The sequence below is a fragment of the Bradyrhizobium sp. UFLA01-814 genome (genome assembly GCF_046718885.1).
In the GTDB taxonomy this organism is placed as follows: Bacteria; Pseudomonadota; Alphaproteobacteria; order Rhizobiales; family Xanthobacteraceae; genus Bradyrhizobium; species Bradyrhizobium elkanii.
Genome location: NZ_JAQOSR010000150.1, coordinates 1 through 23,486, shown reverse-complemented (window position 1 = coordinate 23,486; position 23,486 = coordinate 1). Strand labels below are relative to the sequence as shown.

The 23,486-nt window shown below is 64.4% G+C and carries 20 protein-coding genes and 1 tRNA gene; 7 read left to right on the top strand and 14 right to left on the bottom strand.

The genetic code is table 11. The annotated features are described in order from the left end of the window. Window positions 1-203: 203 nt before the first annotated feature. Window positions 204-479 (bottom strand): metal-sensitive transcriptional regulator, encoded by a 276-nt coding sequence (locus PMN64_RS33400; RefSeq protein WP_018269815.1) that lies wholly within the window; start codon window positions 477-479, stop codon window positions 204-206. Between the two features lie 65 nt (window positions 480-544). Between PMN64_RS33400 and PMN64_RS33395 the strand changes: the two genes are divergently transcribed. Next, window positions 545-2,938, top strand: coding sequence for a heavy metal translocating P-type ATPase (locus PMN64_RS33395; RefSeq protein ID WP_411783757.1), 2,394 nt, complete (start codon window positions 545-547; stop codon window positions 2,936-2,938). Between the two features lie 172 nt (window positions 2,939-3,110). On the opposite strand, the gene PMN64_RS33390 is transcribed toward PMN64_RS33395, so the two are convergent. The 3 genes from PMN64_RS33390 to trxB form a co-directional block, all read right to left on the bottom strand. Then, window positions 3,111-4,025 carry a 4-hydroxy-tetrahydrodipicolinate synthase family protein gene (locus PMN64_RS33390; protein WP_411783756.1) on the bottom strand — a complete coding sequence of 305 codons (915 nt, stop codon included), beginning with the start codon at window positions 4,023-4,025 and terminating at the stop codon, window positions 3,111-3,113. Window positions 4,026-4,555: 530 nt separating this feature from the next. Then, complete coding sequence (locus PMN64_RS33385; protein WP_026192264.1) at window positions 4,556-5,476, bottom strand: LysR family transcriptional regulator; 921 nt, start codon at window positions 5,474-5,476, stop codon at window positions 4,556-4,558. A gap of 2 nt (window positions 5,477-5,478) precedes the next feature. After that, window positions 5,479-6,444: a thioredoxin-disulfide reductase gene (trxB, locus tag PMN64_RS33380; RefSeq protein ID WP_411783755.1), complete on the bottom strand. Its 966-nt coding sequence runs from the start codon at window positions 6,442-6,444 to the stop codon at window positions 5,479-5,481. 281 nt (window positions 6,445-6,725) lie between these two features. Between trxB and PMN64_RS33375 the strand changes: the two genes are divergently transcribed. After that, a complete protein-coding gene (locus PMN64_RS33375; protein ID WP_016845095.1) occupies window positions 6,726-7,205 on the top strand; it encodes an Lrp/AsnC family transcriptional regulator in 480 nt (159 codons plus the stop codon). A gap of 214 nt (window positions 7,206-7,419) precedes the next feature. Here PMN64_RS33375 and PMN64_RS33370 read toward each other — a convergent pair whose 3' ends face one another. The 5 genes from PMN64_RS33370 to PMN64_RS33350 form a co-directional block, all read right to left on the bottom strand. Continuing rightward, window positions 7,420-7,824, bottom strand: a complete 405-nt coding sequence (locus PMN64_RS33370) for a DoxX family protein (RefSeq protein ID WP_028344087.1) — start codon at window positions 7,822-7,824, stop codon at window positions 7,420-7,422. 353 nt (window positions 7,825-8,177) lie between these two features. Continuing rightward, window positions 8,178-8,651, bottom strand: a complete 474-nt coding sequence (greA, locus tag PMN64_RS33365; RefSeq protein ID WP_018269816.1) for a transcription elongation factor GreA — start codon at window positions 8,649-8,651, stop codon at window positions 8,178-8,180. A gap of 197 nt (window positions 8,652-8,848) precedes the next feature. Beyond that, complete coding sequence (carB, locus tag PMN64_RS33360) at window positions 8,849-12,313, bottom strand: carbamoyl-phosphate synthase large subunit (protein ID WP_411783753.1); 3,465 nt, start codon at window positions 12,311-12,313, stop codon at window positions 8,849-8,851. Between the two features lie 322 nt (window positions 12,314-12,635). Beyond that, window positions 12,636-12,711, bottom strand: a tRNA-OTHER gene (locus PMN64_RS33355). A 77-nt stretch (window positions 12,712-12,788) separates the two neighbouring features. Beyond that, window positions 12,789-13,478 carry a class I SAM-dependent methyltransferase gene (locus PMN64_RS33350; RefSeq protein ID WP_411783752.1) on the bottom strand — a complete coding sequence of 230 codons (690 nt, stop codon included), beginning with the start codon at window positions 13,476-13,478 and terminating at the stop codon, window positions 12,789-12,791. Between the two features lie 124 nt (window positions 13,479-13,602). On the opposite strand from PMN64_RS33350, the gene PMN64_RS33345 reads away from it, so the two are divergent. Further along, entirely contained in the window at window positions 13,603-14,130 is a 528-nt protein-coding gene (locus PMN64_RS33345) for a Dps family protein (protein ID WP_057017033.1), read from the top strand. 106 nt (window positions 14,131-14,236) lie between these two features. Here the strand turns inward: PMN64_RS33345 and PMN64_RS33340 are convergent, their stop codons facing one another. The 5 genes from PMN64_RS33340 to carA form a co-directional block, all read right to left on the bottom strand. Beyond that, window positions 14,237-15,700 (bottom strand): DUF1254 domain-containing protein, encoded by a 1,464-nt coding sequence (locus PMN64_RS33340; RefSeq protein ID WP_028344083.1) that lies wholly within the window; start codon window positions 15,698-15,700, stop codon window positions 14,237-14,239. 509 nt (window positions 15,701-16,209) lie between these two features. After that, window positions 16,210-16,731 carry a hypothetical protein gene (locus PMN64_RS33335; RefSeq protein WP_411783751.1) on the bottom strand — a complete coding sequence of 174 codons (522 nt, stop codon included), beginning with the start codon at window positions 16,729-16,731 and terminating at the stop codon, window positions 16,210-16,212. Window positions 16,732-16,802: 71 nt separating this feature from the next. Beyond that, window positions 16,803-17,903, bottom strand: coding sequence for a mandelate racemase/muconate lactonizing enzyme family protein (locus PMN64_RS33330; RefSeq protein ID WP_411783750.1), 1,101 nt, complete (start codon window positions 17,901-17,903; stop codon window positions 16,803-16,805). 124 nt (window positions 17,904-18,027) lie between these two features. Continuing rightward, entirely contained in the window at window positions 18,028-18,525 is a 498-nt protein-coding gene (locus tag PMN64_RS33325) for a PaaI family thioesterase (RefSeq protein ID WP_411783749.1), read from the bottom strand. A gap of 146 nt (window positions 18,526-18,671) precedes the next feature. Next, window positions 18,672-19,865, bottom strand: a complete 1,194-nt coding sequence (gene carA, locus PMN64_RS33320) for a glutamine-hydrolyzing carbamoyl-phosphate synthase small subunit (protein ID WP_028344079.1) — start codon at window positions 19,863-19,865, stop codon at window positions 18,672-18,674. Between the two features lie 160 nt (window positions 19,866-20,025). Here carA and PMN64_RS33315 point away from each other — a divergent pair, with 160 nt between their 5' ends. The 4 genes from PMN64_RS33315 to PMN64_RS33300 form a co-directional block, all read left to right on the top strand. Then, the gene (locus PMN64_RS33315; RefSeq protein ID WP_028344078.1) at window positions 20,026-20,727 is read left to right on the top strand and encodes an alpha/beta fold hydrolase; all 702 of its coding nucleotides are present in this window, start codon (window positions 20,026-20,028) and stop codon (window positions 20,725-20,727) included. Window positions 20,728-20,785: 58 nt separating this feature from the next. Beyond that, window positions 20,786-21,241, top strand: a complete 456-nt coding sequence (locus PMN64_RS33310) for a GatB/YqeY domain-containing protein (protein WP_028344077.1) — start codon at window positions 20,786-20,788, stop codon at window positions 21,239-21,241. A 119-nt stretch (window positions 21,242-21,360) separates the two neighbouring features. Continuing rightward, on the top strand, window positions 21,361-21,978 hold the full coding sequence (gene folE / locus PMN64_RS33305; RefSeq protein WP_028333118.1) for a GTP cyclohydrolase I FolE: 618 nt from the start codon (window positions 21,361-21,363) through the stop codon (window positions 21,976-21,978). Between the two features lie 27 nt (window positions 21,979-22,005). Beyond that, window positions 22,006-23,486 (top strand): FAD-dependent oxidoreductase (locus tag PMN64_RS33300; protein WP_411783748.1); only part of this gene is annotated, 1,481 nt, incomplete at its 3' end.

The following is a 23,486-nucleotide window of genomic DNA, read 5'->3' as shown; positions in this document are numbered from 1 at the left end:
TGCTTTCGCAGGGACGACACTGAGTGTGCGGGTGGCGCTCTTTCCCACGTCGTCCCGGGCAAGCGAAGCGCGACCCGGGACCCATAACCACAGTGTTGCGTTGTTGAAGCGAGCTGTGGCCCCAGCTCGCTCCATCCCGCGTCCTGTCGTTATGGGTCCCTGCTTTCGCAGGGACGGCATCGAGCATGGGGGTGGCGCCTAGATCACCGATCCGCGCGCCCGATCACGTCCATCAGTTCGGCGATCTTGCGCCGCTGGTCGGCCTTGTCGCCGGACGAGATCGCATGCTCGACGCAATGAGCCACATGATCGCGCAGCACCTCTTCCTCGACGCGGCGCAGCGCCGCGCGCGCGGCCGCGATCTGCGTCACCACGTCGATGCAATAGCGGTCGTCCTCGACCATGGCGGCCAACCCGCGGATCTGACCTTCGATCCGTTTGAGCCGTTTTAAGCAGGATGTCTTGACCTCGTCTCTCATAGGTCTCATATACCCCCCTAGGGTATGCAAATCAAGAGGCCGAGTTAGCGGCCGGGAAGAGTTTCGTGGCACACGCAAAGCACGACCATTCGCACGCGGATCATCACCACAATGGCGCCGCCGCGCATTCCTGCTGCGGCGGCAAGCATGATCACGACACGCCGCCGGCCGAGGCGGCGTTCGCGATCGATCCGGTCTGCGGCATGAAGGTCAACCCGGCGACCGCCAAGCACCGCTTCAGCTACAAGGGCGAGGAGTACCTGTTCTGCAGCGGCCGCTGCCGCGAGCGCTTCGAGGTCGAGCCGGAGAAGTATCTCAAGCCGCGCGAGGAGGAGCCGCCGGCGCCCGCGGGCACCATCTACACCTGCCCGATGCACCCCGAGGTGCGCCAGGTCGGCCCCGGCACCTGCCCGATCTGCGGCATGGCGCTGGAGCCGGAGCAGGTCTCGCTCGACGACGGACCGGATCCTGAACTGATCGACATGACGCGGCGATTCTGGATTGGGCTCGCGCTGACCTTGCCGGTGTTCGTGCTCGAGATGGGCAGCCATCTCGGGCTGATGCATCTGGTGCCACAGGGCTGGTCGAACTGGATCTCGTTCGTGCTGGCGACGCCGGTCGTGCTGTGGGCCGGTGCGCCGTTCTTCGTGCGCGGCTGGCAGTCGCTCGTCACCCGCAATCTCAACATGTTCACGCTGATCGCGATGGGCACCGGCGTCGCCTATGTCTATAGCGTGGTCGCGACGCTGGCGCCGCAGCTGTTCCCGCCCGCGTTCCGCGACATGCATGGCGCGGTCGCGGTGTATTTCGAGGCGGCGGCCGTGATCACGGTGCTGGTGCTGCTCGGCCAGGTGCTGGAATTGCGCGCCCGCGCGCAGACCTCGGGCGCGATCCGCGCGCTGCTCGGCCTCGCGCCCAAGACCGCGCGGCGCATCACCGAACATGGCGACGAGGATATCGACATCGACGCAATCAAGGTCGGCGACCGCCTGCGCGTGCGGCCGGGCGAGAAGGTGCCGGTCGACGGCGTCGTCGTCGAGGGCAGTGCGGTCATCGACGAGTCCATGGTCACAGGCGAGTCGATGCCGGTCACGAAAGCCGAAGGCGAGAGGGTGATCGGCGGCACGGTCAACCAGAGCGGCGGCCTCGTGATGCGCGCCGAGAAGGTCGGTCGCGACACCATGCTGTCGCGGATCGTCGACATGGTGGCGAAGGCGCAGCGCTCACGCGCGCCGATCCAGCGGCTCGCCGATCGCGTCGCCGGCTGGTTCGTGCCGGCGGTAATCGCCGCCGCCGTGCTCGCCTTCATCGCCTGGACGGTGTTCGGTCCGGAGCCGCGCCTGACCTTCGCCCTGGTCGCCGCCGTCACGGTGCTGATCATCGCCTGCCCGTGCGCGCTGGGATTGGCGACGCCGATGTCGATCATGGTCGGTGTCGGCCGCGGCGCGCATTCCGGCATCCTGATCCGCGACGCGCAGGCGCTGGAGCGGATGGAGGCGATCGATACACTCGTCATCGACAAGACCGGCACGCTCACCGAGGGCAAGCCGAAGGTCGTGCGCGTCATTGCCGCCGAAGGGTTCGGCGAGAGTGATCTGCTGCGGCTGGCCGCCAGTGTCGAGCAGGGCAGCGAGCATCCGCTGGCGCAGGCGATCATCGCCGCTGCCAGGGAGCGCAAGCTTGCATCCGCCGCCGTCAGCAATTTTGTCTCGCCCTCCGGCAAGGGCGCGACCGGCATGGTCGAAGGCAGGCAGGTTGCGCTCGGCAACGCGGTACTGATGGCCGAGCTGAAGATCGCGACGGCAGCGCTCGACGAGGCGGCCGAGGCCTCGCGGCGGGACGGCGCGACGGCGATCTATGTCGCGGTCGATGGCCGCATCGCCGGGGCGATCGCGATTGCCGATCCGGTCAAGCCATCCGCGACCAGCGCGCTGCAGGTGCTGCGTGCCGAGGGCCTGCGCATCGTGATGTTGACCGGCGACAATGAGACCACCGCGCGCGCGGTGGCGAAGACGCTCGGCATCGACGAGGTCGAGGCCGGCGTTCTGCCCGAGCGCAAGAGCGAGGTCGTGCAGCGGCTGCGCGGCGAGGGCCGCACCGTCGCGATGGCAGGCGATGGCGTCAATGACGCGCCGGCGCTCGCCGCTGCCGATGTCGGCATCGCGATGGGCGGCGGCACCGACGTCGCGATCGAGAGCGCCGGCATCACGCTGCTCACCGGCGACCTGATGGGCCTGGTCCGCGCGCGGCGGCTGTCGGTCGCGACCATGCGCAACATCCGCCAGAACCTGGCGTTCGCCTTCGTCTACAACGCCGCCGGCGTGCCGATCGCGGCCGGCGTGCTGTATCCGCTGTTCGGCATCCTGCTGTCGCCGATGGTCGGCGCCGCCGCGATGGCGCTGTCCTCGGTCAGCGTGATCGGCAATGCGCTGCGGCTTTCGCGGGTGAAGCTGGATTGAACTTTCTTACCTCGCCCCGCTTGCGGGGAGAGGTCGGATCGCATCGCAGGATGCGATCCGGGTGAGGGGGCTCTCGGCGAATCCATCTCCCTCCGATATTGCGGAAGCGGCCCCTCACCCCAACCCTCTCCCCGCAAGAGCGGGGCGAGGGAGCAGAGTATGGCCGGGGCATTCACGCCGGCAGCAGAAGCTGCGCGCGACGTTCCATCTCGGCGTCGAGCCAGGTGGCGAGATCCTCGCTCACCGCGACCATCGGCAGCCGCACCTCGGGGCTGTCGATCAGCCCCTGCCGCCACAGCCAGTGCTTGGCAGGTGCGGGGCTCGGTTCGGCGAACAACAGCCTCGTCAGGCCGACGACGCTCTGCCAGGCGGCCAGCGCCGCGTCGCGCTGGCCCTGCTGCAACAGCGTGCGGATCGCAGCGAAGGTGTTTGTTTCCAGATGTGCGGACAGCAGGATCGCGCCGTCGGCGCCGTCCGAGAGCGCATCGAAAGTCTGCGCATCCTCGCCGGTCAGCACGCGGAAGCCGGCCGGCCGGCGGTTGAGGAAGTCGATCGACTGCGCGCGGTCGGCGCAGCAATCCTTCATGCCGGCGATGTTCGGATGGTCCGCGAGCGCCAGCAGCGTTTCGTTGGTCAGGTTCACTGCCGTGCGATAGGGAATGTTGTAAAGCACGATCGGCCACGACGCGTGATCGGCGAGCGCGTTGAAGTGCTGCACGAGCCCACGTTGCGAGGGCCTGATATAATAAGGGCTGGCGATCAAATAGCCGTTGATCGGCCAGTCGGCTGTGTCATCCAGCGCTTCCTTCATCCGGGCGGTCGAGGCGCCGGAGAGCCCGAGACAGACCGGCAAATGGCGGGAGCTGGCACTGAGTTCGTCGAGCACGACGCTCACCAGCCCCTCCAGCTCGTCCATGCTGAGCGCCATGCCCTCGCCGGAGGTTGCGCCGAGAATGAACCCGTCGACGGGGCCATTGGCGTAGTGCTGTACGAGGCGCCGCAGCGAGGTGACGTCGAGCTCGCCGTTGCGGAATGGCGTGATCAGGGGCAGCCAGAGGCCCTGCAATTGCTGGTGTAGATCGGTCATGTTCCATCTCCTCAAGAAGGCAAAGCCGGAGACGGGACCAACAAAAAACCCCGTCCAGGCGGCGGGGTTTCGGGATCGGTTTGAATGCGAAGGTGATCTTATCGCGCGCGATCTCGTGTCCCCGGGAGGGGAGCTTTTTTCGACGACAGAACGGCGCACGAAGTCGTGATCATGGGATAATGATGCTGCGCTGCGAGGTTGTTGTCAATGCACATGCTGATCGGCGCGTGCGGCGCGTTTTGCGCATGACATGGAGGTGAAAAGGTACAGCGATGAAAAAAAGCCGGGCTCGAGTGAGCCCGGCTTAAGGTATTGGCCACGTGAGGCCGACACAATCACCTTCCAAGAGGGATTACTGAACTTCCGCGCCACTGGAGGAGGGGGACATATGCGCGACGCGAACGCTCAGCGTGTAAGCACTATGATCCCCATCGACGCCTTGCAGCAACTATCCAGGTCGCATGTCAGTCATGCGGAGACCGGGGGCAGCACGGATATCCCTATAAACCAGCCCTATAAGGGCCGCTTAATCACGACGGCCAGCGCTGCGCCTTGCTGACCACGAAGTCGCGGAACACCTGCACGCGGGCCACCGTCTTCAGCTCTTCCGGATAGACGAAGTAGGTGTCGAGCGCGATCGAGTCGGACTCGCCGAACAGCTGCACGAGGTTATTCTGTTCGACCAGATAGTCCGGTAGCGCGGCGATGCCGAGGCCCTGCTGGCAAGCGCGCACGAGGCCAAGGATGTTGTTGACCTTGAAGTAGGGCTCGCGCGGACCGGAGCCGTTGCGGCCGGCATCGATCAGCCAGCTGCGGTTTTGCAGATGTGCCGGCACCTGCGAGTCGCCGAGCATGATGATGCGATGCGAGTCGAGATCATCGAGCGTGCGCGGCGTGCCGAAGCGCTTGATGTATTCCGGCGAGCAATAGGCATGGAAGCCGATCGAGAACAGCTTGCGCTGGATCAGGTCCGGCTGGGTCGGCTTGCGGGTGCGGATCGCGACGTCGGCCTCGCGCATCGAGAGGTCTAGATCCTCGTCGGTGACGATCAGCGAGATCCGGATGTCGGGATAGAGCGCGGTGAACTCGTCGAGCCGCGGGATCAGCCAGTTGATGCCGAGCGCCGGTGGCGTCGTGATCTTGAGGTCGCCGCTCGGCCGCTCGCGGCTGTCGGTGAGCTTTGCGCGGGCCGCCTGCAACTGCATGAACACGTCATGCGCGGTGCGGAACAGGAGGTCGCCCTGTTCGGTGAGGATCAGGCCGCGGGCGTGGCGGTGAAACAGCGACACCGAGAGCTCCTGCTCCAGCGCGCTGACTTGGCGGGAGACCGCCGATTGCGACAGGCCAAGCTGTTCGCCGGCATGCGTGAAGCTGCCCGCCTCCGCCGCTGCGTGAAAGACCTTCAGCTTGTCCCAATCCATATCCGTAAATCCGTCGCGAGATCGTGCCATGATTATTCCGCCGCTGCGCGATCGCTCGCGCGAAGAGCCAGGAAGCGTTCCGCCTCGAGCGCAGCCATGCAGCCGAGGCCGGCGGCGGTGACCGCCTGCCGGAAGGTTTCGTCCGCCACGTCGCCCGCGGCGAACAGGCCGGGCATCGAGGTCGCAGTGGAGTTCGGCGCGACCTCGACATAGCCCGACGGTTTCAGCTTGATCTGGCCTTTGACGAGCTCCGTCGCCGGCGCATGGCCGATCGCGATGAAGACGCCGTCGGTTTTGAGGTTCGTGAGCGCGCCGGTCTTGACGTTCTTCAGCCGCACATGGGTGACCTTGTTCGGGTTCTCCGATCCGCAGATATCGTCGATCGCCGAATCCCACACCACCTTGATCTTGGGATTCTTGAACAGTCGCTCCTGCAGGATGCGCTCGGCGCGGAAATGATTGCGGCGATGAACGATGGTGACCTGGGAAGCGTGATTGGTCAGGTACAGCGCTTCCTCGACCGCGGTGTTGCCGCCGCCGACCACCACGACGTCCTTGCCGCGGTAGAAGAAGCCGTCGCAGGTCGCGCAGGCCGACACGCCGCCGCCCTGGAACTTTGCTTCCGAGGGCAGGCCGAGCCAGCGCGCCTGGGCGCCGGTGGCGAGGATCACGGTCTCGGCGAGATAGACGTCGCCGGAATCGCAGGTCAGGCGAAACGGGCGCTGGCCGAGTTCCAGCTTGTTGACGTGATCGGTGACGATCTTGGTGCCGACATGGGCCGCCTGCTTCTCCATCTGCTCCATCAGCCAGGGGCCCTGGATCACATCGGCGAAGCCGGGATAGTTCTCGACGTCGGTGGTGATGGTGAGCTGCCCGCCCGGCTGGATGCCCTGGATCAGCACCGGCTCGAGCATCGCGCGTGCCGCGTAGATCGCTGCGGTGTAGCCGGCGGGGCCGGACCCGATGATGACGACCTTGGCGTGGACAGGCGCGGGCATTAGCTGATCCCTCTCTTCTGGGGACTTTGACGGGGACTTGTGTGGGAAGCACCCCGGAGGCAGGTCACGGCGGTGCTAAAAGTGTCAAATCCAAGTCTAGGATATCTGGGAAGCTATGCAAGATTTGCAATCCATGGCAGCGATTTTTCCCCGGAACTGAAGTCACATTCGCGAAATCTTGCGCTGCACGCGCAATAAAATTGCGCAATGCCGGCTGGCTGCGCTATGAGAGTTGCCGGCGGACCTGCCAAGCCTTCCAAACCCTAGGGAACTGTAGTCGCGTGTCGAAGAACCTTGACGAGATCGACCTCAAAATCCTCGCCGAGATCCAGGCCGATGGCCGAATCACCAATGTGGAACTGGCCAAACGCGTCGGTATCTCGCCGCCGCCCTGCCTGCGCAGGGTCCGGGCGCTGGAGGAGGAAGGCTACATCCAGGGATACCGCGGCCTGCTCGATCCGCGCCGCCTCGGCTACGACGTCACGGTGTTCGCCTCGGTGCATCTGTCGAGCCAGGCCGACGCCGATCTCCGCGCCTTCGAGAATTTCGTGCGCGCCGAGCCGCTGGTGCGGGAATGCTGGATGTTGTCGGGCGAAGTCGATTTCATCCTCAAATGCGTGGCGCCCGACATGGCGACGTTCCAGGATTTCGTCACCCATCTGACGGCGGCGCCGCACGTGCGCAACGTCAGGACGTCACTAGTGCTGCACAATTCGAAATACGAGGCCGCGGTGCCGCTGGGATTGAAGGCGGTCGGCTGACGCGATCCATGACGTGATTGCTTCGCGCAACGACGCTTGAATCGGACGACGTGCATTTCGGCTGATCGCTTTCTTCTCCCTCCCCCTGAACGGGAAAGGCAGGGTGGGAGTCAAGCCGCAAGCGAGAGCGTCTTCGTGGAAACAGATCCCCACCCGGTTTGCGCTTTCAGCGCAAACCGACCTCCCCTTTGCAAGGGGAGGTGAGATCGCGCTGCTACCTTTTCCCCATCGCAGCGTCGACGCTGATCGGGCCCGGACCCGAGGTCGCGAGGTAGAGGCAGGCGAAGCAGAACAGGATCGCCGCGGTGCCGTTGTTGAGGAGCGGCAGGAACACCGGCTCGGCCGGGTTCTTGAACATGTGGCCGAGGAAATAGGCGAACGCCATCTCGCCCGACAGGATGAACGCGACCAGCCGCGAGAACAGGCCGAGCATCAGGAGCGCGCCGAGCACCAGTTCTAGCCAGCCCGCAGCCTGGATCAACGGCGGGATATTGGCGAAATACGCGACCACCGGAAACTTGAAGATCTTTGCGACGCCGTACTGAAACAGCAGCAATCCGGTGATGAACCGGAACAGGCTGAGCGCCACCGGCTGAAACTTGGAGAACATCTGGTCCATTGTCATTGACCCCCTGTTTGACACACTGGAACGTTGCAAGATGCAGAAACACACGGTGTCCGCCACCAGAGTGTGATGTCAACACCTTGCGCCTGGAATCATTCCTCGCGCGATGGCAGTTGCGAGAGAACGCGGCAGCGGCACGGTGACGCGCAGCGATGCGTGTTGCGACGCGATCGTCAGCCCGAACTCCGTCCCCCGACATGATTATACTGCATAATCATGTCACGGCCTCACTGGCATGGCGTGCCGCGGCTCTCCACTCACATTGCTGTCAGACCGGGGTGAAACGCGGGGCATAAAAAAAGCCGCGTGCGGGACGCGGCTTTTCTGCACCAGTCACGTGAAGGTAACTACCGCCACTCGACCTTGGTGATCTCGTAGGCCTTGGCGCCGCCCGGCGCCATCACCTCGACAGTGGTCCCCTTCTTCTTGCCGATCAGCGCGCGCGCAAGCGGCGAGGTGATGGAGATGCGGCCCTTCTTGGCGTCGGCCTCGACTTCGCCGACGATCTGCCACACCGCCTTCTTCTCGGTGTCCTCATCGATCAGCGTCACGGTCGCGCCGAACTTGATGGTGTCGCCTGACAGTTTCGAAATGTCGATGATGTCGGCGCGCGCGAGCTTGTCCTCGAGCTCGGCGATGCGGCCCTCGTTGTGCGACTGCTCTTCCTTGGCGGCGTGATACTCGGCGTTCTCCGAGAGATCGCCGTGCGAGCGCGCCTCCGCGATGTGTTCGATGATGCGCGGACGATCCACCGATTGGCGATGCTTCAACTCGTCCGTCAGCGCGGCGTATCCGCCCGCGGTCATCGGAACCTTATCCATCATCTTCGTCCTTCATCGCGCGCGCCCGGCGGCCGTGCACGAATATCCAGTTCAGCTAACGCAGGAATCAGGGCGCCAACGCGCCCGGAAGCCCAGTGATTTTCGGCCCCGCTAAGGGCCGTGACAACATCCAATCGCGCGGTGAGTTCCAGCCATTCGGCTAATTGACCGCTTCGGGCCTTCAGCCCGGGCAGCGGTCAGCTTTCGGAAAAGTAACTCTGAAGCGTGCGGACCTCAAGGTCCCCGGCCCGATAGGCCCGGATTCCCCGTGCGGCCGCCACCGCGCCCGAAAGAGTGGTGTAATATGGCACTTTATGCAAGAGGGCAGCCCGCCGCAGCGAGCGGCTGTCGGCCAGCGCCTGCGGACCTTCGGTGGTATTGAAGACCAGCTGGACGTCGCCATTGGTGATGGCGTCGACGATGTGCGGACGGCCTTCGAGCACCTTGTTCACCTTCTCCGTCGGCACGCCGTTGTCGCTGAGGTAGCGCTGCGTGCCCGAGGTTGCCATCACCTTGAAGCCGAGCGAGTGCAACAGCCGCACCGCATCCGCGATGCGCATCTTGTCGTCGCCGCGCACCGAGACGAACACCGTACCCTGACGCGGCACGCGCGTGCCGCCGCCGAGCTGGCTCTTCGCGAACGCGACCTCGAAGGAGCGGTCGATGCCCATCACTTCGCCGGTCGAACGCATCTCCGGTCCGAGCACGGTGTCGACGCCGGGGAAGCGCGCGAACGGGAATACCGATTCCTTCACGCCGACATGGCCGAGCTTCTTCTTCTTCAGCTTGAAGTCGGCGAGCTTCTCGCCGGCCATGATCCGTGCCGCGATCTTGGCGACCGGCGTGCCGATCACCTTGGCGACGAACGGCACGGTGCGGGATGCGCGCGGGTTGACCTCGAGCACGTAGATCTCGCCGTCCTTGATGGCGTATTGCACGTTCATCAGGCCGACCACGTCGAGCCCGAGCGCGAGCTCGCGGGTCTGCCGCTCCAGCTCCTCGATGGTCTTGGCGTCGAGCGAATGCGGCGGCAGCGAGCAGGCGGAGTCGCCGGAATGGATGCCGGCTTCCTCGATGTGCTCCATGATGCCGACGATGAAGGTGTCCTTGCCGTCGCAGAGGCAGTCGACGTCGACTTCGGTCGCGTCGGACAGATAGCGGTCGAACAGCAGCGGGTTCTTGCCGAGCACGGTATTGATCTGTCCGGTCTTGTCGTTCGGGTAGCGCGCCTTGACGTCGGCGGGCACCAGCTCAGGCAGCGTTCCCAGCAGGTAGTCGTTGAGCTGGTTCTCCTCGCGGATGATCTGCATCGCGCGGCCGCCGAGCACGTAGGACGGACGCACCACCAGCGGCAGGTCGAGATCGGCGGCGACCAGGCGGGCCTGCTCGACCGAATAGGCGATGCCGTTCTTCGGCTGCTTGAGACGCAGCTTGTCGAGCACGCGCTTGAAGCGGTCGCGGTCCTCGGCGAGGTCGATCGCGTCGGGCGAGGTGCCGAGGATCGGCACTTCGGCGGCTTCGAGCGCGCGGGCAAGCTTCAGCGGGGTCTGGCCGCCGAACTGCACGATCACGCCGTGCAGCGTGCCGTTCTTGCGCTCGGTTGAGATGATCTCCAGCACGTCTTCGGCGGTGAGTGGCTCGAAATACAGCCGGTCGGCGGTGTCGTAGTCGGTCGACACCGTTTCCGGGTTGCAGTTGACCATGATGGTCTCGTAACCGGCGTCCTCGAGCGCGAAGCAGGCGTGGCAGCAGCAATAGTCGAACTCGATGCCCTGGCCGATGCGGTTCGGCCCGCCGCCGAGGATGATCACCTTCTTGCGATCCGACGGCGCGCTCTCGTCGGCAAATTCGCCGGCGAACGGCCGCTCATAGGTCGAATACATGTAGGCGGTCGGCGAAGCGAACTCCGCCGCGCAGGTGTCGATGCGCTTGAACACCGGGCGCACCCCGAGCGCGTGGCGCTTGGCGGTGACGTCGGCCTCGGTGCTCTCCGTGAGCACGGCGAGCCGCGCGTCGGAGAAGCCCATCGCCTTCAGCATCCGCATCGCGAACGCATTGGTCGGCAGGCCGCTGCTGCGGACCTTGCCTTCCATCTCGACGATGGCGCGCAGCTCCGCGAGGAACCAGGGATCGATCTTGCAGGAATTGAAGATATCCTCGTTGGACCAGCCGAGCCGCATCGCCTGCGCGACCTGCAGCAGGCGGTTCGGCGTCGGCGTGCCGAGGGCTGCGCGGATCGCGTTCTTGTCGTCGCTGCGGCCGAGGCCCTCGATGTCGATCTCGTCGAGGCCGGTCAGCCCGGTCTCGAGCCCGCGCAGGGCCTTCTGCAGGCTCTCCTGGAAGGTGCGGCCGATCGCCATCACCTCGCCGACCGACTTCATCGAGGTGGTCAGCGTGGAGGAGGCGCCGGGGAATTTCTCGAACGCAAAGCGCGGAATCTTGGTGACGACGTAGTCGATCGTCGGTTCGAACGAGGCCGGCGTCGCGCCGCCGGTGATGTCGTTGGCGATCTCGTCGAGCGTGTAGCCGATCGCGAGCTTGGCCGCGACCTTGGCGATCGGGAAGCCGGTGGCCTTCGAGGCCAGCGCCGACGAGCGCGAAACGCGGGGATTCATCTCGATCACGACCATGCGGCCGTCGTCCGGATTGATGCCGAACTGCACGTTGGAGCCGCCGGTCTCGACCCCGATCTCGCGCAGCACCGCAATCGATGCGTCGCGCATGATCTGGTATTCCTTGTCGGTGAGCGTCAGCGCCGGCGCCACCGTGATCGAATCGCCGGTATGCACGCCCATCGGATCGACGTTCTCGATCGAGCAGATGATGATGCAATTGTCCTTCTTGTCGCGCACCACCTCCATCTCGAACTCTTTCCAGCCGAGAACGGATTCCTCGATCAGCACCTCGTTGGTCGGCGAGGCGTCGAGGCCGCGCTCGATGATGTCGAGATATTCTTCCTTGTTGTAGGCGATGCCGCCGCCGGTGCCGCCGAGCGTGAAGGAGGGGCGGATGATCGCGGGCAGGCCGATGTCGGACAGCGCCATCAGCGCTTCGGCCAGGGCCTGCTGCTGGTAGCGCTTGCGCCGCTCGTTCTCGCCGCCTTCCCACTGCCGTTCGAAGGCTTCGAGCTCAGGGCCGGACAGCTTGGCCTGATCGGCGAGGTACTTGTCGCGGTCGGACTTCTTCAGCGCCGACGCATTGGCGAGCCGCGACCTCGGCGTCTGCAGCCCGATCTTCTCCATGGCGTCGCGGAACAGCTGGCGGTCTTCGGCCTTGTCGATGGCGTCGGCGGTGGCGCCGATCATCTCGACGTCGAACTTCTCCAGCGTACCCTGCTTGCGCAGCGACAGCGCGCAGTTCAGCGCGGTCTGGCCGCCCATGGTCGGCAGCAGCGCGAAGCCGCCGGGCAGGACGTAGCGTTCCTTTTCGATGATCTTGGCGACGATTTCGGGTGTGATCGGCTCGATATAGGTCGCGTCCGCCAGCTCCGGGTCGGTCATGATCGTGGCCGGGTTGGAATTGACCAGGACGATCCGAAAGCCCTCTTCCTTGAGCGTCTTGCAGGCCTGCGTGCCGGAATAGTCGAACTCGCAGGCCTGGCCGATCACGATGGGACCGGCGCCGATGATCAGGATGGTGGAGATGTCGGTTCTTTTGGGCATCAGCTCTCGCGGACTGGAATTTGGGCACAAAAAAAGGGCGCGCTTCCCGCGCGTCCCTCGAGCCATGCGCTACATCTTGTAGCGCCGGAAGCGCGATCCTTCGCGCGCGGGTGGTCTTTAGACCAGTTTCCGCACCCGCGAAACCCCCAAAAGCGCCCAATCAACCGTGATTCTGGGGGAAATTCCTCGTTCGACGCATGGCCAGGTGGGGGCGAGGGATGTGGGAGGGGGCTACCGGCCCGGCTTCGCCCTGCGGGCTACGCCGCGGCAGCCTTCGCCACGAGAAGGCTTGCCGAGCCGAAGCTGCGTCAGCAGCGAAGGCTGGAGGCCCGGCCTGGATTTGAACCAGGATAAACAGTGTTGCACCACTGCCGCGTCGACGCTTCCGCCACCGGGCCGAGCGGATCATTGCTGATTATTTCAGCCGCCGCTATGTTTCCTTCTGGGTAACGTTAACGCGTCGTGCAACCCTGGATCAGTGGTGCGCCACGAACGTCATCCGCCACGGATTGTGCCCGATGTTGCGCGGCGCGCGCGCAGCGCTGAACCCCGCGGCGCCGAGCTTCGCGATCATCTCGTCCTCGCGGTAGCGCTGCAGTCCGATCCTGGTGCGCAGCTGGCGGTAGTCGGACAGTGCGGTTGAAGCCAGCCCGACCAGCGCATCGCGCAGGAAGCCGTGGGTCGCCGCAAAGCGCAGCAGTGCCACGACATCCCTCGCCATGCCGACTTCGGGCCGCAGGATATCGCCGAGCACGAACCGGCCGGAGGGCTTCAGCACGCGGTGGATCACGTCGAACGCGGAATCGAGCTCCTGCGGCGTCATGTATTGCGCGACCGAGTTCATCACCACGAGGTCGATCGAGTCCGCGTCCATGTGCTTCAGATCATCGAGCGAGCGGACACGGATTCGGGTGTCGGGCGCAAAGCGCGCGACCAGACGGCCGCGTACGCCGGGCGCCGGCTCCGCCAGATAGAGCTGGGCGCAGGCATTGGCGACCTTCGCCGCCGACAGCGCCTCGCCGCAGGCATAATCGAGCACCACGGCATCCGGCGAAGCGATGTAGCCGATGATGTCGTTCGCGATGATCTGGAAATGCAGGTCACGGTGCAGTCGGCTCGCATAGATCGTATGCGTGGAATCGTAATAATCGATCCATTCATCCATCGCGTTTGGTATCCGGCAGAACGGGGTTCCTGGCCTCAGGAACGGGTGGGCTGATGATGCGTTAGCGGTCCGGCGGCCAATGTTCAATGCGCCGAAATACGGGTTCCTAACAGGAAGGTCCAACGTGAGCAAAGCCAAGACTGACAAGATCTCGCCCGATCTCGACACGCCGAGCGACCTGCCGCAGGCCGCGGTGGACACGATCTCGGCCTCGCTCAACACGCTTCTGGCCGATGCCTTCGCGCTCTATTTGAAGACCAAGAATTTCCATTGGCACGTCAGCGGCCGGCATTTCCATGATTACCATTTGTTGCTGGACGAGCAGTCCGAGGCGATCTTCGCGACCACCGACCAGCTCGCAGAGCGGGTGCGCAAGCTTGGCGGCGCGACGCTGAAGTCGATCGGCGATATCGCCAAGCATCAGACCATCAAGGACAATGACGACGATTATGTGCCGCCTCGCGAAATGCTGCGCGAGTTGATGGAAGACAACAAGCACATGGCGGCCGCGATGCGCAAGGCGCACAAGCTGGCCGACGACCAGGAGGACTCCGGCACCGCGGGCCTGCTCGAAACCTTCATCGACGAAACCGAGCGCCGCACCTGGTTCCTGTTCGAGGCCAGTCGCCAGGAAGGCAGCAACGCGGCGTAAGCTGCGCGCCCGCACCCGCGAGGCAGCAATCCAGAGCTGTTTTGCTCCGGATTGCTTTGCCAGGGTCGCTGTCTGGCCGCTCGGCAGCGGTCAGTGCGGTTGAAGCTTACTGAGCCGAGAAACCCACCGTCGTCTGCGATCTCTCGATCGGCGGAGGATTCCACTTTCCGGTCAGCGCCTCCGATTTCGGACCGTAGAGGCGCATGGTCAGGTTGAAGGCTCCCTTCGGCGCCGGAAGCCAGTTGGCTTCCTTGTCCTTGCCTGGATTCTCGTTCTGGAAGTAGAGATCGAGTGAGCCGTCCGGGTTGTATTTGAACGGCATCCAGCTGGACACAGCGAAGCGGTTCAGCACGTTACCGACCTGGAATCCTTCCTGGTCGTAGAGCGTGATCGACCAGAAAGCATTAACCGGTGGGGTGGCGCCCTTGTCGAACGTGATCGTATACTTGTTAGCGCCGTCGAGCGGTTTGCCGGTACTGTCGGCGAGATTGAGCGGATAAATGGCGTCCTCCGGCAGGTTGGCGCCAAGCCCGACCTGCGCGACAATAGCACGCTTCAAATAGTAGTTGCCGTAAACGCCCATCGTGTCGGTGTTCATCGACCAGCCATTCACAACGCGCGCCAGCGTCGGCACCTTCCACGCCATCAGCTTCTGCCCGTCCTGCGGCGCTGTCTCCAGTGCCCGTTGCAGGACCGGGTCGAGCTTGCTGATTTCAAAGCTCTTGCCAGGCTCGATGCCTATCTTCTTCATCTGCGCGATGATCGGCTCATCGGTGATGTGCGGCGGGTGAAGCTTGAGTAGCTCTGCGGCTTGCGCAAAGTAGACACCGGCCGACATGGTATCGACCTGCACCTTCGGCGCCGTCTTCATGTCGATGCCGGGATCGATCCTGACCTCGGTCGGCTTCGGCGTCTTGCCGAACTCGGACAGCAGCGTGACCTTGTAGCCGGCCTGGATCTTGTGGACCGCATCATAGTCCGGCGGGCCGTCCGTCTTGGTGCGGCCGATGACCCAGACGTAAGGCGTCGGCGCGTCGATGCGCTGGGTATCCTTCGGAAGCTTGAACTCCTCCGCAAACCTGTCGCGCAGATCAGGCCGCCATCCCGGGGCCGTCACCAGAAAGGTCCCCGCTTTGGTACCCGTGGTGCGCCAGCCGGGCGAGGCAAACACATCCGACCACATGTCCAGCATGGGCAGCAAATAGAAGCGTCCATCGGTATCGGGAACGGAGACGACAACCGGCTCCTTGGTCATGTCCAGCCATGAAACGGAATAGAGCGTATCGAAGTTGGACCGCACCACGCCCTTGAAATTCGCCGGTGGGTATTCGGGGATGTTGACGAAGGTGTTCATCGGGCCCTTGAAGTTCTCTTTGCCGGGCTCGACGTTGGTGAACTGCTTTCGCGTGATGTCCATCGTCAGGAGCGGGTAGAAGTAAATATAGGCGTCCACCGCGATCGCGTGCGCCTCCTGCTCGTTGATTGCCGGGGCCGTCTGAGCCAGCGCTGCAGGCGCGGCAGCCGCGCCGATGCAGAGAGACAATGTCAGCGTCAGAATTCCTCGAAACATGTCGAATTCTCCTCTTCTGATATGTGTTGCGGTTGCTTGGGAAGCGCGGAGCATCTGATGCCGTCAGGTGATGTGTATGACCTCCATTGCTCATGCAAAAAAGCAGCAGCGGACGCGGAAGCTCTGTCACTCCCGCAGATGAATCGCGTGCCTTAAGGTGTCATTGGCGGCATAAATCGCCGCAGCGATGCTGACTTAAATCAAGGTTCTTTGAAAAGTGATGCCGGCAGGCTTAACGTTGAAAAGGGCTGCACTACCTCCACGCGTGGCACTCTAGCACGGGCAGGAAGCGGGAGCGAGTAGCGCTCAATATGGCGACAGGCCGAATCGTCAGCGGCCCCACGGGCATTCTCTGCCCGCATAGTTTCGGGAATCCGTTGAGCGCGCAAAAAGAGCCGCACGCATAACGATTGGGCTACGTAATTCCGATAATCAATTTAGGTTGCCTGTATCCGGTCACCTTCCCCAAGGGGGAGAACGAAGCACAGCCCGTTCGACAATCTTGAATCCTAGCGTTTCCACAGCCGCACCAGCGGCCCGTCCTTGCCCATCACCGGATCGGTCGCGGGCGGCGCGACCTGTGGGATCGTCTTCAGCGCCTTGGCGTGGTTCTCGGGCGTCGGCCGCTGCAGATCCATCGGTGGGCCCGGCGGATAGGCGCCGATGACGCAGAAATCGTTACTCGCCGACAGGCATTGATGCCCGGTGCCGGCGGGCAGGATCGCGACGTCGCCTGCTGCGATCTCCAGCGCCCGCCCATGGTCGCCGCCGAACTGCACGCGCGCGCGGCCGCGGGCGACGCCCAGCACCTCGTGCACGGTGGCGTGGTAATGCGCGAAGTCGTAGACGCCGTTGCGCCACATCGCGCCCCAGCCGTTCTTGCCGAACAGCCCCTCGATGCTGGCCTCGGGATTGCTGCTGACGTCGACGGCTGCCTTGTAGACCAGGAACGGCATCGGGTTGTTCGGCACCAGGCCGTCGTCCTGGAAGACGATGGTCAGGGGCTCGATATCGGTACGGACGACCGACATGGTGGCTCTCCAGCGTTGCGAGGTGCCGTGGTCTCCAGACCAACAAACCGTCGGTCCGCAAACCGTTCCAGCTAGATTTTGAACTTCAACACGTCTTCCTTGAACCTGAGCCCGTGCCCGGGCCGCTCCGGCGCGGTGATCATGCCGTTGGCGATCTCGGGTGGGTCGACCCAGAGATCGTCGATCAGTGCCATGTTCTCGCACCAGATGCCGTTCGGAATCGAAGCCAGCAGGTGCACGTTGAGCTCGGGAAACAGGTGCGGCGCGATGGTGATGCCGAACGTGTCCGCGAGCGCCGCGATCTTGCGCAGGTCGGTCATGCCGCCGCGCATCGGGTCGGGCTGCAGGATCGGCAGGCAGGGATTGAGAAAGAACGGCCGCAGATCGTAGCGCGTGAAATGCGTCTCGCCGCCGACGACGCGCATGTCCAGCGCCGCCGCGATGCGCTGGTAGCCGGCGAAGTCATCGGCCGGCACCGGCTCCTCGAGCCAGTAGATGTCGTACTTCTCGAACTTGCGTCCCATCTCGATGGCGACATCGGCGCTCCAGCCCATGTTGACGTCGATCATGATGTCGATGTCGGGGCCGAGCGCCTCGCGCATGCGGCGCACATTGTCGAGGTCTTGCGCGGGCGTGTGAACATGCGCGACCTGCATCTTGATCGCCTTGTAGCCCTGCTTCACGAAATGCAGCGCTTTCTCGATCATTCCGTCGCCGCCGGCGCCCCGGAAGCAGCCGGAACCATAGATCGGGATTTCCGAGCGATAGTGCCCCCACAGCCGGTGCAGCGGCAGGCCGGCGCGTTTCCCCACCGCGTCCCACAGCGCGACGTCGAGCGCCGATATCGCCATCGCGGCGATGCCGCCACGGCCATAGGTCATCGTCGCCGTCCACAGATCGCGCCAGATCGCCTCGATTGCGGTGGCGTCCTTGCCGATCACGCGCGGGATGATGCACTCGTCGAGACAGGCCGCGATCGACTTCATCGCCGGCTTGAACACGAACAGATAGCCCATGCCGGTGACACCGCCGGACGTCTCGACGTCGCAGATCAGAATGTCGCGCGTCGCGCCGAGCGCCGCGCCTTTCAGCCAGGGATCGTCGGCCCAGGGCAGCCGCAGCATCGTCACGCGGATGTCGCGGATGGTCATGTCTGAATGGGCTGAAATCATCGGCGTTCCCTTTCCAGGCCGGATCATGTTTGCCTGATCTCGGACAGGGAAACTCAATCACAGAGCGCAGGCCGCGAACCAGCGCGCTTCGTCATGGCTCCAATGCGCCAAGACGCAGTTGCCTTCAGGTCGTCTTGGGCAACTCGAACACCAGGCAGGTCGTGGTGGCATGCGCGAGCAGCTTGCCCTTGCCGTCGGTAATCCGCGCTTCCGCGGTCGCAACACGGCGCCCGGCGTTGAGTACATGACCCTCGGTGCGGATTTTGCCGGTGTCCTGGCTCATGCCGCGGACGAAGGAGATCTTGAACTCCAGCGTGGTGTAACCAAAGCCCTGCGGCAGCGTGGTCTGCACCGCAAGCCCCATCGCGGAATCCAGCAGGATCGCGGCGTAGCCGCCATGCACCGAGCCGATCGGGTTGTAGTGGCGCAGGCCGGGGATGCTGTGGATCACCACATGGCCGGTCTCGGCGGTGCAGTCGAACGGCTCGACATTCTCCATGATCGGAGGCTCCGGCAGGGTTCGGGCGAAGATGCCGCGCACGAAGTCGAGCCCCGGCATCGATGCCATCACCGCCATCGAGGAGACGCCGTAGACGGGCTTCGGGGTGGCGGGGGCGGTCATGTCGAGATTTCCCGTGATGTGATGCGAAGACGCATTGTCGCTGTCGGTGCTAGCCGCGCACAACTGCTGTCATGCCCGGACTTGATCCGGGCATCCATCTTTCTTCAGGGGATGGATTGCCGGGTCAAGCCCGGCAATGACGATCGCTAAGCCGCGCGCTTGTTCTTCCGCATCAAATCGGCAAAGCGCTGGAACAGGTAATGCGAGTCGCGCGGGCCGGGCGAGGCTTCCGGGTGATACTGCACCGAGAACACCGGCTTGCCCTCGAGCGCGATGCCGCAATTGGAGCCGTCGAACAGCGAGATATGGGTCTGGGTCGCGCCTTTCGGCAACGTCGCTTGGTCCACGGCAAAGCCGTGGTTCATCGAGGTGATCTCGACCTTGCCGGTGGTCTCGTCCTTGACCGGATGATTGGCGCCGTGATGACCCTGATGCATCTTCATGGTCTTGGCCCCGACGGCAAGGCCAAGCATCTGGTGGCCGAGGCAGATGCCGAAGGTCGGCGTCCCCGAAGCGATCACCTTCTGGATGACGGGCACGGCATATTTGCCGGTCGCGGCGGGATCGCCGGGGCCGTTCGACAGGAACACGCCGTCCGGCTTCATCGCCAGGATGTCCTCGGCCGCGGTCGTCGCCGGCACCACGGTCACCTTGGCGCCGACGCCGGCGAGCAGGCGCAGGATGTTGCGCTTGATGCCGTAGTCGATCGCGACCACGTTGAATTCCGGCGCAGTCTGCTGGCCGAAACCGTTGCCCCACACCCAGGGCGTCTCATCCCAGGTGAAGCGCTGGCCGGAGGTGACCATCGGCACCAGGTCCATGCCCTCGAGGCCGGGCCATTCGCGGGCCTCTTCCTTCAGTCCGTGCAGGTCGAACTCGCCGTTCCTGGCGTGCGCGATCACCGCATTGGGCATGCCCTTGGAGCGGATCAGCGCGGTCAGCGCGCGGGTGTCGATGCCGGAGAGGCCGATGATGCCGCGCGCCTTCAACCACAGGTCGAGATGGCGGGTGGCGCGGTAATTCGAGGGATCCGTGATCGCCGAGCGCAGGATCACGCCGCGCGCGCCGGGCGTCGCGGCCATGTTCACCGTCTCGATGTCTTCCTCGTTCGTACCGACATTGCCGATATGCGGGAAGGTGAAGGTGATGATCTGGCCGGCATAGGACGGATCGGTGAGGATCTCCTCATAGCCGGTCATCGCGGTGTTGAAGCAGACCTCGCCGACGGCGTGGCCTTCCGCGCCGAGACCGAAGCCTTCCAGCACGGTACCATCGGCGAGCACAAGGAGCGCGGTCGGTTTATGGTCCGGCCAGGCGGGAGCGTTTTCGGATGTTGTCATGAGCCCTTTAAATAGACGCCGCACCCTGCGGCGTCAAAGCGAAAGGGCACGGATTCACACGGCAATACCGCCCGATTTGACAGGCCCGAACGGCCTTTTAATCTAAAGTTCCTTGTAACGGCCGTTTGCTTGCCGAAAATGACCCGTCCGGAGCTCCCGCATGGATAATACGATGCCGATCCTGCTCGTCCCGGGCCTCATCTGCTCGCCGCGGATTTTCGCCCCGGTCATCCCGGCGCTGTGGCGATGCGGGCCGGTGACGGTCGCCAACCATGTCAGGGACGACAATATGGGGGCGATCGCCCGCCGGATCCTGGCCGAGGCGCCGCCGCGCTTTGCGCTCGCCGGGCACTCGATGGGCGGCTACATCGCCTTCGAGATCATGCGGCAGGCGCCGGAGCGGGTTGCGAAGCTGGCGCTGATGAGCACCCAGGCGCGGGCCGACACGCCGGAAGCGACCGCACGCCGTCGCGGCATGATCGAGCGTGCCAGAAGCGGCCAATATCGTAGCGTCGTCGACGAGCTCTATCCGGGCTTCGTGCACCCGTCGCGGCAGGGCGATGCAAGTTTGCGCCAGATTGTCGACGACATGAGCGAGGACGTCGGCGCGGAGGCCTTCATCCGCCAGCAAAACGCGGTGCTCAGCCGGCCGGATTCGCGGCCGAGCATGGCCTGGATCAAGTGCCCGACACTGGTGCTGACGTCGGATACCGACAACACCGTTCCGAATTCGCTGTCGGACGAGATGGCCAACGGCATTCCCGGTGCCAGGCTCGTGGTGCTGGCCAATTGCGGTCACTTGCCGCAACTGGAACAGCCGCAGGCCTGCGCCGCTGCGCTGGTCGAATGGCTGAGGAACTAGGTTGTTCTGCCGGTGCAAACTGCCTAGATGAGGGGATTGCTGGTTCAAGGACAACGAAATGCTGCGCGACGACATCAATACTGCGGTCAAGGAAGCGATGAAGGCGAAGGACGAGCGCAAGCTCTCCACGCTGCGCATGGTTAATTCGACCATCAAGAACGCCGACATCGACGCGCGCGGGCAGGGCAAGCCGCCACTCTCCGATGCCGACCTGCTCGGCCTGCTGCAGAAGATGATCAAGCAGCGCCAGGAGTCGGTCGAGCTCTACGACAAGGGCGGCCGCGCCGAGCTCGCGGCCCAGGAGCGCGAGGAGATCGCCGTGATCTCGGCGTACCTGCCGAAGCAGATGTCCGATGACGACGTGAAGGCCGCGATCTCGGCGATCATCGCCGAGACCAACGCAGCCGGCATCAAGGACATGGGCAAGGTGATCGGCGCGCTGAAGGCGAAATACGCCGGCCAGATGGATTTCGGCAAGGCCAGCGGCCTCGTCAAGGCGGCGCTGACGGGCTAGCCGTTCGTCCCGGGTGGCTTGCGGCGCAATGTGCCGCGGGCCGAATTGCGGGAACCTTTCTGCTGACGGAGCATCTGACGGGCATGATCTCGTGATGACGCCGCAAAGGAAAGGCCCCGATGAACCCGATTGTGCATGCGCTGGATCGTGCAAGAGCTGCTCAAACCGAATCCGACAAGCCGACCCGGGCCGAAGTCGAGGCCGCAGTCCGCACCATCATCCGCTGGACCGGTGACGATCCCGAGCGGGATGGTTTGCTTGAAACTCCGGCGCGCGTGACGCGTTCGTTCGAGGAGTTCTTTGCGGGTTACGACCAGCGTCCCGCGGAGATCCTGGAAAAGACCTTCGAGGAGATCGAAGGCTACGACGAAATGATTGCCCTGCGGGGCATCCGTTTCGAGAGCCATTGCGAGCATCATATGGCGCCGATCATCGGTCAGGCCTGGGTTGCCTACATCCCGAACGGCCGCGTGGTCGGCATCAGCAAGCTCGCGCGGGTGGTCGATATCTATGCCAGGCGTTTGCAGATTCAGGAGAAGATGACGGCGCAGATCGCCAACACCATCAACGACGTCTTGAAGCCTCAGGGCGTGGGCGTCATCATCAAGGCGTCGCATCACTGCATGACGACCCGTGGCGTGCACAAGCCGGACACCGATCTCGTGACCAGCCGCATGCTGGGTTGCTTTCGCGACAATGCGCTAACCCGCCAGGAATTCCTCGGGATAGCGGTTTAGAGCGTCACAGGGCAATGGAGGAACGATATGGCCGATCAGCAAGCTCCTTCCGGTCCGGATCTGACACAGGGCGTGGCACTCTCCGACTTCCCGGGCGCGATGCTGCTCGGCCATGTCGGCGACGAGGACGTGCTGCTGGTGCGTTCGGGCGCGGACATCTTCGCCATCGACGCGCATTGCAGCCATTACCACGGCCCGCTCGCCGAAGGCCTTCTTGAGGGCGAGACCGTCCATTGCCCCTGGCATCATGCCTGTTTCGATATTCGCACCGGCGAAGCGACCGCCGCGCCCGCCTTCAACGCGCTCGCGGTCTGGAAGGTCGAGCGCGAGGGCGATCGCATCATCGTGCGCGAGAAGCGCGCGCAGCCGAAATTCCGCGTCAAGGGTCCGGTGGATGCGCCCGGCAGCATCGTGATTGTCGGCGGCGGCGGGGCAGGGTTTGCCGCCGCCGAGATGCTGCGGCGGCAGGACTATCGCGGCAGCATCATCATGCTGAGCGGCGAGGCCACGCCGCCGGTGGATCGGCCGAACCTGTCCAAGGATTTCCTCGCCGGCAGCGCGCCGGAAGACTGGCTGCCGCTGAAGCCGGACGATTTCTATCGTGACGCGGCGATCGATCTGAGACTCAGGACCGAGGTCAAGTCGATCGACGCCGGCCGCCGCAATGTCGTGCTCGCCGGCGGCGAAACGATTCCGTATGACCGGCTGCTGCTGGCGACCGGCGCGGAGCCGGTGCGGCTGCCGATCCCGGGCGTGGACCAGCCCCACGCTCATGTGTTGCGCACCGTCGACGATTGTCGGGCGATCATCGCCGCGGCCAGCGGAGCGCGCCGCGCGGTTGTGATCGGTGCAAGCTTCATCGGCCTCGAGGTGGCGGCCTCGCTGCGCGCGCGCCAGATCGAGGTGCACGTGGTCGGGCTGGAACAGCGGCCGATGGAGCGCGTGCTCGGGCCTGAGATGGGCGATTTCGTCCGCGCGCTGCACGAAGAGCATGGCGTCGTATTCCACCTCGGCGACACCGTGACCGCGATCGAGGCCAAGCGTGCACACCTGAAGAGCGGGCCCGTGCTCGATGCCGATCTCGTCGTGGTCGGTGTCGGCGTGAAGCCGCGGCTGGCGCTGGCGGAAGCGGCCGGGCTCGCGATCGATCGCGGCGTGAAGGTCGACGCCTATCTCGAAACCAGCGCTCCCGGCATCTACGCGGCCGGCGATATCGCGCGCTGGCCTGATCCGCACAGCGGCGAGACGATCCGGGTCGACCACTGGGTGGTGGCGGAGCGCCAGGGCCAGACCGCCGCGCGGAATATGCTCGGGCAGCGCGAGGTGTTCGACGCGGTGCCGTTCTTCTGGAGCCAGCATTACGACGTGCCGATCAACTATGTCGGCCATGCCGAGCAGTGGGACGAGATCGCGGTGGATGGCAGCGTCGTCGGCAGGGATTGCGTGCTGCGCTACAAGCGCGCCGGGCGCGTGCTCGCGGTCGCATCGATCTATCGCGACCTCGATAG

Excerpts from the sequence above, each read along its gene's own strand:
- PMN64_RS33330 (WP_411783750.1), bottom strand. The coding sequence starts at position 17,903 with ATGATTTCAGCCCATTCAGACATGACCATCCGCGACATCCGCGTGACG.
- PMN64_RS33340 (WP_028344083.1), bottom strand. The coding sequence starts at position 15,700 with ATGTTTCGAGGAATTCTGACGCTGACATTGTCTCTCTGCATCGGCGCG.
- PMN64_RS33335 (WP_411783751.1), bottom strand. The coding sequence starts at position 16,731 with ATGTCGGTCGTCCGTACCGATATCGAGCCCCTGACCATCGTCTTCCAG.
- PMN64_RS33385 (WP_026192264.1), bottom strand. The coding sequence starts at position 5,476 with ATGGCACGATCTCGCGACGGATTTACGGATATGGATTGGGACAAGCTG.
- greA (WP_018269816.1), bottom strand. The coding sequence starts at position 8,651 with ATGGATAAGGTTCCGATGACCGCGGGCGGATACGCCGCGCTGACGGAC.
- PMN64_RS33390 (WP_411783756.1), bottom strand. The coding sequence starts at position 4,025 with ATGACCGATCTACACCAGCAATTGCAGGGCCTCTGGCTGCCCCTGATC.
- carA (WP_028344079.1), bottom strand. The coding sequence starts at position 19,865 with ATGACAACATCCGAAAACGCTCCCGCCTGGCCGGACCATAAACCGACC.
- PMN64_RS33370 (WP_028344087.1), bottom strand. The coding sequence starts at position 7,824 with ATGGACCAGATGTTCTCCAAGTTTCAGCCGGTGGCGCTCAGCCTGTTC.
- folE (WP_028333118.1), top strand. The coding sequence starts at position 21,361 with ATGAACCCGATTGTGCATGCGCTGGATCGTGCAAGAGCTGCTCAAACC.
- trxB (WP_411783755.1), bottom strand. The coding sequence starts at position 6,444 with ATGCCCGCGCCTGTCCACGCCAAGGTCGTCATCATCGGGTCCGGCCCC.
- PMN64_RS33310 (WP_028344077.1), top strand. The coding sequence starts at position 20,786 with ATGCTGCGCGACGACATCAATACTGCGGTCAAGGAAGCGATGAAGGCG.
- PMN64_RS33325 (WP_411783749.1), bottom strand. The coding sequence starts at position 18,525 with ATGACCGCCCCCGCCACCCCGAAGCCCGTCTACGGCGTCTCCTCGATG.
- PMN64_RS33315 (WP_028344078.1), top strand. The coding sequence starts at position 20,026 with ATGGATAATACGATGCCGATCCTGCTCGTCCCGGGCCTCATCTGCTCG.
- carB (WP_411783753.1), bottom strand. The coding sequence starts at position 12,313 with ATGCCCAAAAGAACCGACATCTCCACCATCCTGATCATCGGCGCCGGT.
- PMN64_RS33350 (WP_411783752.1), bottom strand. The coding sequence starts at position 13,478 with ATGGATGAATGGATCGATTATTACGATTCCACGCATACGATCTATGCG.
- PMN64_RS33400 (WP_018269815.1), bottom strand. The coding sequence starts at position 479 with ATGAGAGACGAGGTCAAGACATCCTGCTTAAAACGGCTCAAACGGATC.